This window comes from Photobacterium sp. GB-56, assembly GCF_003026105.1.
GTDB lineage: Bacteria > Pseudomonadota > Gammaproteobacteria > Enterobacterales > Vibrionaceae > Photobacterium.
This window is the reverse complement of record NZ_PYNW01000007.1, coordinates 71,042-87,938: the sequence shown is the minus strand read 5'-3', so window position 1 is coordinate 87,938 and position 16,897 is coordinate 71,042. Positions and strand designations below refer to the sequence as shown.

Genomic DNA, 16,897 nt, shown 5'->3' with positions numbered 1-16,897 from the left:
TTATTTTTTCTCCAACAATGAATAATACGAGATCTCACACATAAAAAAGCGCTATATAGTTAACCCATATAGCGCGATATTACTGCTAAGTGCTACTTATAACTTATTGAATAAAGAACTGATATCGTATGGGAGATGTCCCGTATAGACGGCGAAAAGCTTGACTAAAGCTGCTTTGACTTGAGAATCCGCATAATTGTGCAACTTCCGATAACGGTTTTTGAGTTTCTGCAATCAATTGCTTTGCTAACTCTAATCGTTTTCGCAATACATATTGATGTGGCGTTATCCCCATTTGCTTTCTAAATAAGACATAAAATTGGCTTTGTGCTAAAAAAGCAATGCTGGATAGATCAGCCACTGAGATCTTCTTCTGAATATTCTGCTGGATATAACTATCAATAAGCGCCATATTTAGACGTGTTACTTTTTTTTCATCAAAGCTCATTAAGCTACGATTAATTAAGCACTGTAAGGTGTTACTGATCGATTGTGATAACACACTATCCTGAGCATGTTCTTTTAATTCAATCGCTAACAATGAAATAAGCTGATGAGTACGTGCATCTAAGCTGAAATTGCCATTACTGAACTGTTCCACATCAGTCATTGATATCAATGGTGGTAAATTCATCACTAAAACTTGGTTGTTAGGTCCGCCACAAAAACCATGGTTAACATTGGCATTAATTCGGCATCCCATACCAGAAGAAAGACAAAGTGAACTATCTTCTATCGACAGTTCACTTTGCCCCATTAATCCTATAATAATCTGAGGATAATCATGATGATGGTATGTTTTTGATTCGTCTAACGTTTCGACATGGAATGTCGGCATTTTTTTTTCCATACACCACCTCCTTTTTTTGTACACCACAAAGTATGTGGTACTTATATACTGCGCCAACTGCTTTAAAATAAAACAAATAAGCGCATTAAAATAATGCGCTTATATTTAATAGCAGAATTTAATCACTACCATTCATTTAAAATTTCAACGTTCACTTTCACGTCTTTTTTTAACATCGCAAGGTTAGTATTGGCTAGTAAATCACGAGGGTAATGCAATGTAATAACACTGTTTGACATATCAGTGATCGGCGAAGAAACGCCATCGATACCAATGTCGTCTTGTACCATTAAGTTTTCAGATAACGATTTAGGAATATCAATAAATACTGAAAAACCCGCTTCATTCTCTTCTACCCCAGTCACTAATGCCGTGCTTTTAATGTTCCCTGTTAATCCGCCACGACCAACCACTTCACCAAATTTAGGGTGGATCTCAAGATTTACCTGATCACCTTCTTTTAAACTCTCAAATGTTGTCGTACCCAATGCTTGGTCAATATCAAAGTACACCGTATCGTTTAAAATACGCACGACAGTCAAGGAGCAACCATTTACTAACATTACAGTATCTATGTCAACAAGCCCAATCATACCCTCAGGGAATACAATGCCATGTCGTTGACTATCTTCACTTTTTGATATGGATTTAATAACACCACGACCTTGAACAATACCTCTAAACATCAATGTCTCCTTTTCTAGACTCTTATATTTTTTCTTAATGTATGCCAATAGATTCATCAAGAGTTTAGTAATTTGAGATTAAAATACAAATAAAGCACAAGATTTTTTTTAATATCATCACAAAAATTTAAATATAGAAATATAATTCACACACTTGTATTAATTATAAACCACCAATAACATTAAAATGGGAAATATCAATATCACCCATTTATCACACCGCTTTTTTACACATTTAAATATCAGAGCATGATAACCCCCTCAACCCCACAATATGCACACTAAGCAAAAACAAACCCTAACAAAACATATATTTAATAAAAAACAAAGCAATAAAAAGCAGTGATTATTGGCAAAATATTGCTTTTTTATTTACTTGTAGCAATATTTATCCCCACAAATACAAACCTATCAACAAACAAAAAATGAAATACATTTCAATTCGATAAATATCGGAGTAAAAATAAAAAAAATAAAATTTCAACGATAAAAAAACACAAATAAACATACCTAAACTCACTCCGTAAAAATATTAAAAACAAAGAAATGAGCAATTATTGACCAAAAAAAAGACGGAAAAAATGTAGAAAAAGCTAGACATAATAGATGTGGATATGAAGAGTTAAAAATAATTGTTTTTATAGTGTGATCAAAATCTCGAATATTTATAAACAAATAAAAATCAACTTACATGGTAATAATTATTCATCTAGCCTTATTTTTGTTCCTAAGGGACATTAACGCATCCCTAAAAGGAATAGAATTTAACAGCATGTTAACGGAGATTGCATGATTAAGAAGATCCCATTGATTATTGGAGGCGAAGTTCGAGACACGTCAGAACATGAAGTCCGCGAACTTACGCTTAACAATAACACCGTCAATGTACCTATCATTACAGACATTGATGCTGAGGCGATCACCTCACTAAAAATAGAAAATAACTTAAATATCAACAAGATAGTTAACTTCTTGTATACTGTAGGGCAAAAATGGAAGAGTGAAAACTATAGCCGTCGCCTTACTTATATTCGCGATCTAGTCAAATTCATGGGCTACTCTCCTGAGATGGCAAAACTAGAAGCGAACTGGATTTCGATGATCCTATGTAGCAAAAGTGCGCTGTATGACATTGTTGAAAATGATCTCAGTTCTCGCCATATCGTTGATGAATGGCTCCCCCAAGGTGATTGCTATGTCAAGGCGCTGCCAAAAGGCAAGTCTATCCATTTATTAGCGGGTAACGTTCCGCTGTCTGGTGTGACATCTATCCTGCGCGCTATTCTAACTAAAAACGAATGCATCATTAAAACATCGTCTGCTGATCCATTTACCGCAACCGCACTGGCTTCAAGTTTTATTGATACCGATGCCGACCACCCAATAACTCGATCTATGTCAGTCATGTATTGGTCACATAGTGAAGATATCACTATTCCACAAAAAATCATGAGCTGTGCAGATGTGGTTGTGGCTTGGGGGGGTAACGATGCAATCAAATGGGCAACAAAACATACCCCAGCACATGTTGATATTCTTAAATTTGGTCCAAAGAAAAGTATTTCGATTGTTGATAACCCAACAGATATTAAAGCAGCTGCCATTGGTGTTGCTCACGACATCTGTTTTTATGATCAACAAGCTTGTTTCTCTACCCAAGATATCTATTACATGGGTGACAATATCGATACTTTTTTTGCAGAGCTAACTCAGCAATTAAACATCTATAAAGACATACTGCCCAAAGGCGATCAATCTTTCGATGAAAAGGGCGCATTTTCTTTAACAGAAAGAGAATGTTTATTTGCCAAATATAAAGTGCAAAAAGGTGACGAGCAGTCTTGGTTATTAACGCAATCTCCAGCGGGTTCATTCGGTAATCAACCATTATCTCGTTCTGCGTATATTCATCACGTGAAAGATATTTCGGAAATTACTCCCTATCTTCAAAATAATGTAACCCAAACAGTTTCAATTACACCATGGGAAGCATCATTTAAATATAGAGATACATTAGCGGCACACGGTGCGGAACGTATTATTGAATCAGGTATGAATAATATATTTCGAGTGGGTGGCGCACATGACGGTATGCGTCCACTTCAGCGTCTTGTTAAATATATTTCACATGAAAGACCATCGACTTATACCACTAAAGATGTCGCAGTCAAAATAGAACAAACGCGTTACCTAGAAGAAGATAAATTCCTCGTTTTTGTACCATAAAAGAGAAATATTATGAACAATACTCAAACCTCAGCACCTATTGATCACGTTATTAACCTAGGTGATAATCGTCACATCCGCGTATGGGAAACTCTACCTAAAAATCAAGAGGTTAAGCGCAATAATACGATTGTTATTGCAGCTGGTTTTGCCCGTCGAATGGACCATTTCGCTGGCCTTGCTGAATATTTAGCAAATAATGGTTTTCATGTTATTCGTTATGATTCATTAAATCATGTTGGCTTAAGTAGTGGTGAAATTAATCAGTTTTCTATGTCTGTTGGCAAACAAAGTTTATTAACAGTCATTGATTGGCTAAATGATCGTGGTATTAATGAAATTGGACTAATTGCTTCAAGTCTTTCTGCTCGTATTGCCTATGATGTTGCTACTGAGATTAAATTATCATTCCTCATTACGGCTGTTGGTGTTGTTAATTTAAGAAGCACACTTGAGAAAGCACTTGATTATGATTATCTACAAATGGAAATTAATGATATCCCTGAAGATTTAAATTTCGAAGGTTATAACTTAGGCTCAAAAGTCTTTGTGACTGACTGTTTTGATAATAGTTGGGATACTTTAGATTCAACAGTAAATAAAACTAAAGATCTAGATATTCCTTTTATTGCCTTTGTTTCAAATGGCGATAATTGGGTCTGCAAAGAAGAAGTGAAACACTTAATCGGAAATATCAACTCAGATAAAACCAAAATTTACTCATTAATTGGTTCATCACATGATTTAGGTGAGAACCTGATCGTCCTCCGTAATTTCTACCAATCGGTAACCAAAGCCGCAATAGGCTTAGACAGTGAAGTACTCGATTTAGCGGACGATATTAGTGAACCAAACTTTGAAGATCTCACCATTATTACAGTTAATGAACGTCGTTTAAAAAATAAAATTGAAAACGAAATGTTCGCTAGCGCTTAAACCAATACATATTTTATTCATTAAAAGGAAAATATAATGAAATTTGGCAATATTTGTTTCTCATACCAGCCACCAGGTGAATCTCATAAAGAAGTCATGGATCGCTTTGTTCGACTTGGCGTTGCTTCAGAAGAATTAAACTTCGATACCTTCTGGACGCTTGAACACCATTTCACTGAATTTGGCCTAACCGGTAACCTATATGTTGCTTGTGCCAATATTCTTGGTCGTACCAAAAAACTCAACGTTGGCACAATGGGTATCGTACTTCCAACAGCTCACCCTGCCCGTCAAATGGAAGATCTAATGCTACTGGATCAAATGTCAAAAGGTCGTTTTAACTTTGGCGTAGTCCGTGGTTTATACCATAAAGATTTCCGGGTATTCGGTGTTACGATGGAAGATTCCCGTTCGATCACTGAAGATTTCCATAAAATGATCATGGACGGCTCAAAATCAGGTGTTTTACACACTGATGGTAAAAATATTGAATTCCAAGATGTAAATGTCTATCCAGAAGCCTACTCAGACAAAATCCCTACTTGTATGACAGCCGAATCTGCCGCGACAACAACTTGGTTAGCAGAACGTGGTTTGCCTATGGTGCTAAGTTGGATCATCACGACCAGCGAGAAAAAAGCACAGATGGAACTGTACAATGAAATTGCAACTGAACATGGTCACGATATTAAGAATATCGACCACAGTATGACCTTCATCTGTTCTGTTAATGACGATCAAGAAAAAGCAGAAAGTGCATGTCGTGACTTCTTATCAAACTGGTATGACTCTTACACAAATGCGACAAATATCTTTAAAGACAGTAACCAAACTCGTGGCTATGACTACCACAAAGGTCAATGGCGTGACTTTGTATTACAAGGCCATACCGATAGCCGCCGTCGTCTTGATTACAGTAATAACCTTAACCCTGTTGGCACACCTGAAAAATGTATTGAAATCATGCAACGCGATATTGATGCAACAGGGATCAAAAATATTACCCTTGGTTTTGAAGCAAACGGTTCAGAGCAAGAAATCATTGCTTCTATGGAACGCTTTATGACACAAGTGGCACCATACCTAAAAGATCCGAAATAAACCACTAGATTTAACATCTTGAATTAAATGATAAATAAGGAAAATAACATGAATTTTGGATTATTCTTTCTAAACTTTCAGCTTAAAGGTATGACATCTGAAGACGTACTCGACAACATGATCAACACTGTTGCATTGGTCGATAAAGACGAGTACCACTTCAATACCGCTTTCATTAACGAACACCATTTTTCTAAAAACGGTATCGTAGGTGCTCCTATAACAGCTGCAAGTTTTTTACTCGGTTTAACCGAACGTCTTCATATTGGTTCATTGAATCAAGTTATCACAACTCACCATCCGGTACGTATTGCAGAAGAAACAAGCTTGCTTGATCAAATGTCTGATGGACGTTTTATTCTAGGATTAAGTGATTGTGTTAATGATTTCGAGATGGACTTCTTTAAGCGCCAACGCGATAGTCAACAACAGCAATTTGAAGCTTGTTATGACATTTTAAATGATGGTATTACTACTAACTACTGTCATGCTAATAATGACTTTTATAACTTCCCAAAAATCTCTATCAACCCACACTGTATTAGTAAAGAAAACCTAAAACAGTATATCTTAGCTACAAGTATGGGCGTGGTTGAGTGGGCAGCGATCAAAGGCCTGCCGCTGACTTACCGCTGGAGTGACACCCTAGCTGAAAAAGAAAATTACTATCAACATTATTTAGCTGTCGCGGCTGAAAATAATGTCGATATTACTAATATTGATCACCAATTCCCATTACTTGTTAATCTAAATACAGATAGCGATATTGCTAAACAAGAAATGCGTGACTATATCCGCGATTATATTGCAGAAGCTTACCCAAATGCAGATCAAGAAGAAAAAATTGAAGAGCTAATTAAGCAACACGCGGTAGGTACAGAAGATGAATATTATGACTCCACTAAATATGCTTTAGAAATAACAGGTTCAAAGAATGTATTGTTATCTTTTGAATCTATGAAAAATAAAGCAGCTGTCATCGACCTTATTAATATGGTTAATAACAAAATCAAGAAAAATCTATAATAATAAGTCTCAGGATAATAAAATGACAAAATGGAATTATGGCGTCTTCTTCCTTAATTTTTATCATGTAGGACAGCAAGATCCATCATTAACCATGAATAATGCGTTAGAAACATTACGTATTATTCATGAAGATACATCCATCTATGATGTTGTTGCATTTAGCGAATACCACATAGATAAAAGTTATCATGATGAAACGAAACTAGCTCCACTTGTTAGTATTGGTAATAACGTTCATATTTTAGCCACCAGCAACGAAACCGTTGAAAAAGCAGCTAAATATGGGGTGCCACTTCTGTTTAAGTGGGATGATAACCAAAAAAAGCGCATTGATTTATTAAAACATTACGAGACAACCGCGGCTAAGTTTAATATCAATATCACCGATATTCGTCATCGATTAATGTTATTTATCAATGTGAATGAGAACCCAACGCAAGCCAAAGCTGAGCTAAGCATTTACTTAGAAAATTACCTCTGTTACACCCAAGCAGAGGCATCGATTGATGAAATCATCAATAGTAATGCAGCAGGAAATTACGATACGTGCTTATCTCACGTTGTTGATATTGCTCAAGGTTTAGATAATAAAGTCGATTTCTTATTTTGTTTTGAATCAATGAAAGTTCAAGAGGATAAAAAATCATTAATGATTAATTTTGATAAACAAGTTATCAATTATCGAAAAGATTACAATCTTAACTAATTAAGTTAATTTAAATTAAGACTTCGCCAATCATTGTCATTATAAATGGCAGTGTGATTTATTACACTGCCATTATTTTTTTTATTAAGGTTTAATATGACTACATTATTAAATGTTGATACTAACGATATTATTGTTAGTTCAGAACTTGATGATATTATTTTCTCATCATCACCACTTAACTTAACCTATGATGAACAAGAAAAATTAAAGCAGAAATTTATAATGGAATCATTCCACTACCATTATAAAAATAATGAAGATTACCGTTATTATTGTAATGCCCAAGGTGTAGACGAAAAAATTACATCAATCGATGATATTCCGGTATTCCCTACTTCGATGTTCAAATACGCTAAGCTACATACTGCCGATGAAGCTAATATTGAAAATTGGTTCACCAGTAGCGGCACAAGTGGAATAAAAAGCCATATTGCCCGTGATCGCCAAAGCATCGAACGCCTGCTTGGCTCTGTAAATTACGGCATGAAGTATCTAGGTGAGTTCCATGAACACCAACTAGAGCTAGTTAATATGGGACCTGATCGCTTCAGCGCCAAAAATGTTTGGTTCAAATATGTCATGAGCCTAGTTGAATTGTTATACCCAACGACGTTTACAGTAGACGAAGATGAAATTGATTTTGAACAAACCATCACGTCGTTAAAGGCTATTCAACGTAAAGGGAAAGGCATTTGTTTAATTGGCCCTCCATACTTTATTTATTTATTAGCGCTTTATATGAAAGAGCACAACATTGAATTTAATGCTGGCGCTCACATGTTCATCATCACTGGTGGCGGCTGGAAAACAAAACAAAAAGAAGCACTTAATCGTCAAGATTTTAATCAGTTATTAATGGAAACTTTCAACCTTTTCCACGAAAGCCAAATTCGTGACACCTTTAACCAAGTAGAACTAAATACTTGCTTCTTTGAAGATAACCGCCAACGCAAACATGTTCCACCATGGGTATATGCTCGTGCACTTGATCCTGTCACTATGACGCCTGTTGAAGATGGTCAGGAAGGCTTAATGAGCTACATGGATGCATCATCGACGAGTTACCCAACCTTTATTGTTACAGACGATATTGGCATTGTGCACAACATCAAAGAGCCCGATCCACACCAAGGAACAACCGTGGAAATTGTTCGCCGTTTAAATACCCGTGAACAAAAAGGCTGTTCATTATCGATGGCGACCAGCTTGAAATAAGTAGCAGGACTGAATGATGATTTTTAATTGCAAAATTACAAAAATTGAAGCATCTGATAGCCATGTTTTTAAAGTGTTTATCAAACCAGACCAATGCTTTCAATTCAAAGCCGGGCAATACGCTATTATCTATTTGAATAATAAACAGCTGCCTTTTTCTATTGCTAACAGCCCAAACTGTAATGAATTAATTGAATTGCATGTTGGCGGCTCAGTCAAAGAAACTGCTATAGAAGCAATTTCGTATTTTAACGATGCGTTTATTCATCAAACCGAGTTTAAGATAGATTCGCCACATGGTGATGCTTGGTTACGTGATGAAAGTGAATCGCCGCTGCTACTTATCGCTGGCGGCACAGGCTTATCATATATCAATAGTATCCTTCATCATTGTATTGACAAGCAACTATCACAACCTATCTACCTTTACTGGGGTGTGAACAATCGCCAATTGCTTTATGCAGATCAAAAACTTAAGTCATTAGAAGCCCAGCTTCCCAATGTGAAATATGTGCCCGTTGTCGAGCATGTACACACAGAGTGGGACGGTAAAATCGGCAATGTTATTGATGCTGTAATGGATGATTTTGCCGACTTATCTGAATTTGATATTTATGTTTGCGGGCCATTCGGTATGAGCCGAAATGCAAAAGATATTTTTACAACTCAGAAAAAAGCCAATGTCGGGAAAATGTATTCTGATGCGTTTAGTTATATGTAGTTAAAAATCGTTCATATCATTACTGATGGTTTTTATCTAAATCAGTCATTACTCATTATATTTACTCTATTTATTGGGTAACAGTTGGCTTGCACCTGATAAATAGAGTTTTTTTGTAGGTATAGTATGTTTACAGGAATAATAGAAGCAATTGGAAATATCAGCGCCATTATTCGTAATAATGACGATATTTCAATGGTTATCAATACCAATAAGCTTGATATTTCGGACGTAAAACTTGGTGATAGCATTGCTAGTAATGGCGTTTGTTTAACCGTATCTAAATTAACTCCAACTGGGTTTGTTGCCGATCTTTCAAAAGAGACGTTAAAGCGTACCGCATTTCACAGCTACCACGTCGGACAAAATATCAACCTAGAAAAAGCCATGTTACCCACTACACGCTTAGGTGGTCATATTGTTTCCGGACATGTTGATGGTATTGGCGACATTATTGAGTTAAAGCAAAAGGGTCGCACCATTGAGGTTTGGATAACTGTACCAATACACCTGAAGAAGTTTGTTGCAGAGAAAGGTTCAATTTGTATTGATGGAACGAGCTTAACCATCAATGCTGTCTATCAGAATGTCATTAAATTAACCATTATTCCTCATACGTTAACCAATACAACACTTGCTAATGCAACCATTGGTCAAAAGGTCAATATTGAAGCTGATATGGTGGCACGCTACCTCGAACGATTAGTCAGCATTGATAAACAAGAATCCAAAAAAAACACTAACGTCTCTATGTCTTTATTAGAGAAGCACGGTTTTATCGTATAACTCATTTACGCTGTTGATAAAAAGGACCAGTTATGACTTTAAGTAGCGCCCAAGAAATCATTAATGATATCCGTCAGGGGAAAATGGTTATCTTGATGGATGATGAAAATCGTGAAAATGAAGGCGATCTGATCATTGCCTCTGAAATGATTACTCCCGAAGCGATTAATTTCATGGCAACACATGGGCGTGGGTTGATCTGCTTAACGTTAACCAAAGATCGCTGTAAAACGTTAAATTTACCGCTAATGGTACAAAATAATCACGATAAATTCTCAACTGCATTTACCGTTTCAATAGAAGCCGCCACCGATGTTACGACTGGGATCTCTGCCAGTGATCGTGCGAAGACAGTACAAGCAGCAGTTGCTCCTAATGCCAGTGCTGATAATATTGTTTCGCCGGGGCATATTTTTCCATTAATGGCGCAAGATGGTGGCGTATTAATTCGTGCCGGTCACACTGAAGCAGGCTGTGATGTTGCACGCTTAGCAGGGCTTGAAGCCTCTAGTGTTATTGTGGAAATTCTTAATGAAGACGGCACAATGGCACGCCGACCTCAACTTGAAGTGTTTGCGCAAAAGCACAATTTAAAGCTGGGGACAATTGCCGATTTAATCGAGTATCGAACCCAACTAGAAAGTCATATTGAACGTTTATCAGAGAGTGAATTATGCACTGAATATGGTGTGTTCAACTTGATCACCTACCGTGACACCATTGACAATCAACTCCATTACGCCTTATGTAAAGGTGATATTAACCCTGATACTGAAACCTTAGTCCGTGTGCATGTCAAAGATACACTGAAAGATATTTTACATACTGGCGCCACACAATGGTCCCTACAAGCGGCCATGCAGCGTATTCAAGCCGACGGTGGCGTATTAGTGATCATCAGCCAAATAGAACCCTCTACGATGATCATCAATCAAGTAAACCAGTTAGCTTCAGAGCACCAAGCGATTGCTCCCTTGCCTACCACACCGCAGTCCCGACAAATTGGTTTAGGATCGCAAATTTTATCTGAACTAGGGCTTCGCAAAATTCGTTTACTGTCTTCACAAAACCAACAATATCGTTCTTTATCAGGATTTGATCTTGAGGTTGTTGAATATATTTGTAACTAGTAAACACTCAAATGTTATTGATTCATCGCTCGTTTTTATAAATACACTTAGGAAGCTTCATGAATATTATTGAAGGTGCGATCACAGCACCCCACGCAAATGTTGTCATCATCGTTTCTCGTTTTAATAGTTTTATCAATGACAACCTATTGTCTGGTGCATTAGATGCCCTACAACGCCAAGGTCTTGTTAAAGAAACCAATATTACCATTGTACATTGTCCAGGGGCTTATGAGCTGCCTTTATTGGCTCAACAACTTGCGAAACAAGGTAGTTATGATGCCATCATCGCTTTAGGTTCTGTGATTCGTGGCGGTACTCCACATTTTGAATATGTTGCAGGTGAATGCAATAAAGGTTTAGCGCAAGTTGCATTAGAACATCAAATTCCAGTCGCGTTTGGTGTCCTTACGGTAGATTCCATCGAACAAGCCATTGAACGTGCTGGAACAAAAATGGGAAATAAAGGTGCAGAAGCCGCCCTCAGTGCACTCGAAATGATCAACGTGTTAGCAGAGATAGAACCTTAGATACCTTATCTTCACACATTATGATGGCTATTATACCTACTGAATCATAGCCATTTTCCTTCCAAAGTAATTAACTCAAATAGAAGTACGAGGATATTATGGTCACAGTAAGAGCCCGAGTTCCTTTTAAAATAGGGCAACGAAGTGATATCCCTGCTGAATTATTGTCATTTCATGGCTTTAACTCAGGTAAAGAACACGTCGCAATTATTTTTAAACAAGCAGATACAGCGGCAAGCGTTCCTTTAGTTCGTCTGCACTCTGAATGCTTAACCGGTGATGTTTTTCATTCTTCTCGCTGTGATTGTGGTGAGCAGCTCAATGAAACGATAGAAAAAATGCGCCAATCTGGTGGGATTCTTTTGTATCTACGTCAAGAAGGCCGTGGGATTGGTTTATACAATAAACTCGATGCTTATCAATTACAAAGCCAAGGCATGAATACCTATGAAGCAAATAACCATTTAGGTTTTGATGATGATCTTCGTGATTTCAAGGAAGCCGCCGACGCATTACACGCACTGGGTATCAACAAAGTCCGCTTAATTACCAATAATCCTAAAAAAGTTAAAGACTTATCTCAACATAATATTCAGATAGTAGAAGTGATTAAGACTCAAGTACACATCAAAGAAGGTAATCAAGAATACTTACAAGCAAAAGCCTTATACGGTCATCACAACTTATCTTTATGACAATTCACACTTACCTTTACTCGCCATACGCATCGAGATTTCGCTCCTAACTATTACGCCATTTAACATACTAAAATTGTCATGTTAAATGGCAAAAAAACAACCACCTTAAACAACCACAGTTCAGAGTTACCCACTGAATTTGTGGATAACATTTATTTTAAGTTTATTTTCAATATCTTATAATTTTCAATAGGAAGAGTTAATAATTATTGTAATTTTATGAATTATTAATAAGTCGCTAAACATAAAAAGCCGCACTATTGCAGTGCGGCTTGGTGTTGCTATTAGTGTACTTACTCGGCACACCAATATTGTTACGCTTCGCCACTCATTACGTTGAGCTTGCCGTGTCCCACAATATTTGTGCGGACCGCTATATATTGGCGAAGAAGCAAATTTTTAAAAGGTGTCACTTACCAAATTGTTAACAACTAAGTAGTCACTTAGAAGCTTTTACATGTGTAGCTTTTACGTATGTAGCTTTTACGTGTGTAATTTTTACGGTGTTACTTTGTTGCTCTTACATGTATTACTTTGTCTACTTTTCACATGTTGCGCGATGCAACTGAGTGACTACCAATAACGGGTCTAAGAGGTCTATTAATAATCACTGATACCTGTATCCGTGAGTCTTTAAAAACAGCTCCAATCCTCCGTAAGCTCGAGTAACTATCTCAATACAGGTTAAGTTAAATATGGTAGATAAACGCCAATTAGGCAAATTCACATATAGAAAAAAATGCAAAAATAAACTCAAACGCTATTAACGTCCTATTTATAAAACAAATTACCCAATTAAATATAGTAGCTAGAATCCTATTTATTACGCCCCCACACTCAAAAACTCCTCTTTCAACACCATCACTAAAATAAATAACACTAATTAATGTTGCACATACAACATTACTAAGTATACAATCGCCTCATAGTTTTGTTGTATAGGTAACAAAAGTGATGAAAACGAACATTTACTCTATTCTCTTATATACCGTAATCGGCTTCGCTTTATCATTATCAGCTTTCCTTTTAATGGCTGATAATGTGTCGCCATTTACCACACAAGCCACTTTCTATAAATCAGTGGTGAACATTGCTCCTGAAGTATCAGGAAATATCACCCATGTTTATATCAGTAACGGTCAACACGTTAATGCTAACCAACCTTTATTTTCTATTGATCCAAAGCCTTATCAAATTGCAGTCGATCAAGCACAAGCCGAATTGCAACAAGCAAAAGAAGCCAATATAGGAACATGGCAGCAACTCGTCGCTGCACAGCAAGTGGTACTACAGAAAAAAACATTGTGGAAAAATGCGCAAATTAAATTGGATCGCTACCAAGCATTAAGCCGTAAAGGGTTAACGACCCAACAAGAGCTTGATGATGCGATCAGTACTGCTGATGTCGCTAAAAGTGCTATTTCTGCCGCACAAGCTGATGTGCTAAAAATCAAAGCGACACTATCAGGTAAGGAAAACACCGCAGCCGTTGAACTCGCACAAGCAAAATTAGCACGCGCTGAATGGGATTTATCCAATACTACAGTTGTTGCACAGACAGCTGGCACTGTGAGCAATTTACAATTAGATGCAGGGACTTATGTTAATAAAGGTACCCCGATCCTTTTTCTTGTGAATGCAAAAAACAGTTGGCTAAGTGCGGACTTTAACGAAAAAGGCATTGCCCATTTACAACCTAAAAATCATGTATTGATCAGTTTTGATTCTCAACCTGGTCGAGTATTTAAAGGCGAAATCGAAAATCAAGATCGTGCTATTTTTGATGCGAGCAATCCATTGACACAACTATCAACCGTTACTAATGACACACGTTGGATCCGCGAACAACAAAAAATCCGTACTCGCATTGCCGTCAACGTACCACAGCAAGATGTGATTTCAGGCTCTCGCGCAAGTGTCATTGTGCTTAATGGTAATCCTATTTTAGATGTGCTTAGCAATGCTTGGATCCATCTCATCGCCCTATTCCGCTACATCTACTAAGAAGCAACTCAGGTGAGTAAAGTATGAAACAGTTAATCAGTACAGATGCACTACGCACTAGCTTAATTGTGTGTATTTGTATGATGTTCGGAAAGCTTTTCCATGTAAATTCACATGTTTACTTTGCTTTATTTCCGATCATCATCGCAACGAAAGTAAAAGACTACAGTTGGAAAGGATTAAGCAAAACGTTCGCTTTGGTATTGCTCTCTGCTTACAGTGCGGTTTTCGTGTCTGAAGTTTTTAGTGATCACCCTTTTATTATTTGGACGATCAGTATCGTACTGTTCGACCAACTAAGAAAAAGGGCAGATTCTCCCGCTAAAGTGGGCGCATTGTTTATGCCGACAATTAACTGGATTTTAAATATTGTTTTTGCGCTACACACCAATATGGATATGCCGCAACGTTTACACGAAGTGGGGTTAGCGATTGTGGTTAGTATCTGTGTAACTAAGCTGTTTTTTTGGCTACTACCACCGAAACCAAAATCGGGCTTTTTCAAACCGAAAACAACCCCTGTCACCGCTCAACAACGCTTGATATCAGTGAGTTTGATTGGTTTAGGACTGGGTTTTTTAATGATTGTAAATCTAATTTCTGGCGCATTTTGTATGGTGCCAGTCATTGCAGCAGCAACTCAAACCAGTCGAGAAGCCTATTTAAAAATCGTTAAATCTCGTTTTATTACGCAAGTCGGCGGGTGTGCTATTGCGGCGATATTTATGTTACTTATCGCTGGTTATCAAAGTAATATTATTGTTTATGGTTTGGGGTTATTTGTACTGATTTACATGATCAGTCACAAAATTTATACCGATGAAGGGCCACACCAAGAGTTACATCCCGATATTTTGCTCGCAACCATGCTACCGATCCAACTTTATATGACCAACAGTGAGTTAGGATTAAGTAGTACTTTCCTTCGAGGATGGGAACTTAGCTGTACTTTAGGTATATTGGCTCTGTTTTATTTCATTACTACGGCGAAGAAACGTCATGTCACAGAACTACACTGATATCCCTTCTCTTAATGAGAGTGTCTCTTTTACGATGGGATTAGCCTACAAGCAATTTCGTAGTATTGCCAATTCAGCCTTGGCGACGGAATTTGATATTACGTTAGAAATGTTAGGTGCACTACGCGTGCTCAGTTATTTGGGCGAAGTGCCGCAGCAAGCTGTCTCCGATGCACTACACCGTGAACGTTCAGTGACTAAACGTTTAATCGATAACTGTATTAAACGTGACTTAATCACCGTGCATAAATCAGAGCAAAACAAAAAAGCCCGCTATCTTGTGATTACTGATAAAGGTAAAGATATCGAGCAAAAAGCCACCGTATGTATTGCTAATCTCAATCAAGACTTCTTTGCGCCACTCACAAATGAAGAACGCGAACTTTTATTTAAAATTAACAAAAAATTGATCCGACAAGACATACTGGTCAATTCTTAACGCACACGCAGGATAAACACGATATGGATATTTTCGTTGTCGATACTTTTACCGACCAACATTTCAAAGGCAATTCTGCGGCAATCATGCCCGTTGCCACTTTTCCAGACGTCTCATTAATGCAGCGTATTGCTGCTGAAAATAACCTGTCTGAAACGGCGTTTATTAAACCAACGGGCGATAATACTTATGCGATCCGTTGGTTTTCTCCTCTGACTGAAATTGACTTTTGTGGTCATGCAACGCTTGCCTCTGCTTTTGTTCTGTATCAGTTTTACCAGCTTAAAGGCGAGATCACTTTTACCACAGAGCAAGTTGGCACACTGACAGTAAAACAAGCCCCAAATGGCAATATTGAAATGAACTTCCCTTGCCAACCTGGTGAAGACGTTGAACCACCAGCCGCCTTACTCAAGGGATTATCTATTACGCCCACCAAGGTGCTAAAAAATCGCCAGGCCTATATTGCTGTTTTACCCAATGAACAAGCAGTACAAAATGTGGTTTGCGATGCAGAGCAGCTTAAACAGCTCGCCCCTCACGATATCGTTGTCACTGCACAATCGACACAATACGATTTTGTGTCTCGTTATTTCTGGCCAGCCAATGGCGGTTATGAAGATCCAGTGACAGGTTCAATCCACACAGCTTTAGCGCCATATTGGGCTAAACAGCTTGGTAAACGAGAATTAACCGCTTACCAAGCCTCACAACGAGGTGGGGTTTTACAGTGTAAAATGATCGATAATGATCGCATTATTATTGCCGGATCAGCGGTTTTATATCTGCGTGGAAAGGTATACTTATAGCGCTTGTAT

The 16,897-nt window shown here is 37.5% G+C and carries 17 protein-coding genes; 15 read left to right on the top strand and 2 right to left on the bottom strand.

Annotated elements, in window-relative coordinates; all coding sequences use genetic code 11:
* Positions 1-103 precede the first annotated feature (103 nt).
* Complete coding sequence (locus C9J42_RS11715) at positions 104-850, bottom strand: AraC family transcriptional regulator (RefSeq protein WP_107207409.1); 747 nt, start codon at positions 848-850, stop codon at positions 104-106.
* Positions 851-975: 125 nt separating this feature from the next.
* Entirely contained in the window at positions 976-1,536 is a 561-nt protein-coding gene (locus C9J42_RS11710) for a hypothetical protein (protein ID WP_158260210.1), read from the bottom strand.
* A 789-nt stretch (positions 1,537-2,325) separates the two neighbouring features.
* Between C9J42_RS11710 and C9J42_RS11705 the strand changes: the two genes are divergently transcribed.
* The 15 genes from C9J42_RS11705 (at position 2,326) to C9J42_RS11635 (ending at position 16,888) form a co-directional block, all read left to right on the top strand.
* Positions 2,326-3,762 carry an aldehyde dehydrogenase family protein gene (locus tag C9J42_RS11705; protein WP_107207411.1) on the top strand — a complete coding sequence of 479 codons (1,437 nt, stop codon included), beginning with the start codon at positions 2,326-2,328 and terminating at the stop codon, positions 3,760-3,762.
* Between the two features lie 12 nt (positions 3,763-3,774).
* Positions 3,775-4,698 carry an acyl transferase gene (locus tag C9J42_RS11700; RefSeq protein ID WP_107207412.1) on the top strand — a complete coding sequence of 308 codons (924 nt, stop codon included), beginning with the start codon at positions 3,775-3,777 and terminating at the stop codon, positions 4,696-4,698.
* A gap of 36 nt (positions 4,699-4,734) precedes the next feature.
* Positions 4,735-5,799, top strand: coding sequence for an alkanal monooxygenase (locus C9J42_RS11695; RefSeq protein WP_107207413.1), 1,065 nt, complete (start codon positions 4,735-4,737; stop codon positions 5,797-5,799).
* Between the two features lie 48 nt (positions 5,800-5,847).
* A complete protein-coding gene (locus C9J42_RS11690) occupies positions 5,848-6,825 on the top strand; it encodes an alkanal monooxygenase (RefSeq protein ID WP_107246550.1) in 978 nt (325 codons plus the stop codon).
* Positions 6,826-6,847: 22 nt separating this feature from the next.
* Positions 6,848-7,534, top strand: coding sequence for an LLM class flavin-dependent oxidoreductase (locus C9J42_RS11685; RefSeq protein ID WP_107207415.1), 687 nt, complete (start codon positions 6,848-6,850; stop codon positions 7,532-7,534).
* A 96-nt stretch (positions 7,535-7,630) separates the two neighbouring features.
* A complete protein-coding gene (locus tag C9J42_RS11680; protein ID WP_107207416.1) occupies positions 7,631-8,752 on the top strand; it encodes a long-chain fatty acid--CoA ligase in 1,122 nt (373 codons plus the stop codon).
* Positions 8,753-8,765: 13 nt separating this feature from the next.
* Complete coding sequence (gene fre, locus C9J42_RS11675) at positions 8,766-9,473, top strand: NAD(P)H-flavin reductase (protein WP_233217699.1); 708 nt, start codon at positions 8,766-8,768, stop codon at positions 9,471-9,473.
* A 126-nt stretch (positions 9,474-9,599) separates the two neighbouring features.
* Positions 9,600-10,259: a riboflavin synthase gene (locus C9J42_RS11670; protein WP_107207418.1), complete on the top strand. Its 660-nt coding sequence runs from the start codon at positions 9,600-9,602 to the stop codon at positions 10,257-10,259.
* A gap of 32 nt (positions 10,260-10,291) precedes the next feature.
* On the top strand, positions 10,292-11,389 hold the full coding sequence (ribBA, locus tag C9J42_RS11665; protein WP_107207419.1) for a bifunctional 3,4-dihydroxy-2-butanone-4-phosphate synthase/GTP cyclohydrolase II: 1,098 nt from the start codon (positions 10,292-10,294) through the stop codon (positions 11,387-11,389).
* Positions 11,390-11,448: 59 nt separating this feature from the next.
* A complete protein-coding gene (gene ribE, locus C9J42_RS11660) occupies positions 11,449-11,919 on the top strand; it encodes a 6,7-dimethyl-8-ribityllumazine synthase (RefSeq protein ID WP_107207420.1) in 471 nt (156 codons plus the stop codon).
* 98 nt (positions 11,920-12,017) lie between these two features.
* Positions 12,018-12,614 carry a GTP cyclohydrolase II gene (gene ribA, locus C9J42_RS11655; protein ID WP_107207421.1) on the top strand — a complete coding sequence of 199 codons (597 nt, stop codon included), beginning with the start codon at positions 12,018-12,020 and terminating at the stop codon, positions 12,612-12,614.
* Positions 12,615-13,571: 957 nt separating this feature from the next.
* Positions 13,572-14,621 carry an HlyD family secretion protein gene (locus C9J42_RS11650; RefSeq protein ID WP_107246552.1) on the top strand — a complete coding sequence of 350 codons (1,050 nt, stop codon included), beginning with the start codon at positions 13,572-13,574 and terminating at the stop codon, positions 14,619-14,621.
* A 23-nt stretch (positions 14,622-14,644) separates the two neighbouring features.
* Complete coding sequence (locus C9J42_RS11645; RefSeq protein ID WP_107207423.1) at positions 14,645-15,640, top strand: DUF2955 domain-containing protein; 996 nt, start codon at positions 14,645-14,647, stop codon at positions 15,638-15,640.
* Entirely contained in the window at positions 15,621-16,079 is a 459-nt protein-coding gene (locus C9J42_RS11640) for a MarR family winged helix-turn-helix transcriptional regulator (RefSeq protein WP_107207424.1), read from the top strand. Before C9J42_RS11645 ends, C9J42_RS11640 begins: the two co-directional genes overlap by 20 nt.
* A 23-nt stretch (positions 16,080-16,102) precedes the next feature.
* Positions 16,103-16,888, top strand: coding sequence for a PhzF family phenazine biosynthesis protein (locus tag C9J42_RS11635; protein WP_107207425.1), 786 nt, complete (start codon positions 16,103-16,105; stop codon positions 16,886-16,888).
* Positions 16,889-16,897: the final 9 nt, after the last annotated feature.

Coding starts and splice junctions, on each gene's coding strand:
- ribA (WP_107207421.1), top strand. CDS start 12,018: ATGGTCACAGTAAGAGCCCGAGTTCCTTTTAAAATAGGGCAACGAAGT.
- C9J42_RS11710 (WP_158260210.1), bottom strand. CDS start 1,536: ATGTTTAGAGGTATTGTTCAAGGTCGTGGTGTTATTAAATCCATATCA.
- ribBA (WP_107207419.1), top strand. CDS start 10,292: ATGACTTTAAGTAGCGCCCAAGAAATCATTAATGATATCCGTCAGGGG.
- C9J42_RS11700 (WP_107207412.1), top strand. CDS start 3,775: ATGAACAATACTCAAACCTCAGCACCTATTGATCACGTTATTAACCTA.
- C9J42_RS11640 (WP_107207424.1), top strand. CDS start 15,621: ATGTCACAGAACTACACTGATATCCCTTCTCTTAATGAGAGTGTCTCT.
- C9J42_RS11670 (WP_107207418.1), top strand. CDS start 9,600: ATGTTTACAGGAATAATAGAAGCAATTGGAAATATCAGCGCCATTATT.
- ribE (WP_107207420.1), top strand. CDS start 11,449: ATGAATATTATTGAAGGTGCGATCACAGCACCCCACGCAAATGTTGTC.
- C9J42_RS11680 (WP_107207416.1), top strand. CDS start 7,631: ATGACTACATTATTAAATGTTGATACTAACGATATTATTGTTAGTTCA.
- C9J42_RS11715 (WP_107207409.1), bottom strand. CDS start 850: ATGGAAAAAAAAATGCCGACATTCCATGTCGAAACGTTAGACGAATCA.
- C9J42_RS11705 (WP_107207411.1), top strand. CDS start 2,326: ATGATTAAGAAGATCCCATTGATTATTGGAGGCGAAGTTCGAGACACG.
- C9J42_RS11690 (WP_107246550.1), top strand. CDS start 5,848: ATGAATTTTGGATTATTCTTTCTAAACTTTCAGCTTAAAGGTATGACA.
- fre (WP_233217699.1), top strand. CDS start 8,766: ATGATGATTTTTAATTGCAAAATTACAAAAATTGAAGCATCTGATAGC.
- C9J42_RS11650 (WP_107246552.1), top strand. CDS start 13,572: ATGAAAACGAACATTTACTCTATTCTCTTATATACCGTAATCGGCTTC.
- C9J42_RS11645 (WP_107207423.1), top strand. CDS start 14,645: ATGAAACAGTTAATCAGTACAGATGCACTACGCACTAGCTTAATTGTG.
- C9J42_RS11635 (WP_107207425.1), top strand. CDS start 16,103: ATGGATATTTTCGTTGTCGATACTTTTACCGACCAACATTTCAAAGGC.
- C9J42_RS11695 (WP_107207413.1), top strand. CDS start 4,735: ATGAAATTTGGCAATATTTGTTTCTCATACCAGCCACCAGGTGAATCT.
- C9J42_RS11685 (WP_107207415.1), top strand. CDS start 6,848: ATGACAAAATGGAATTATGGCGTCTTCTTCCTTAATTTTTATCATGTA.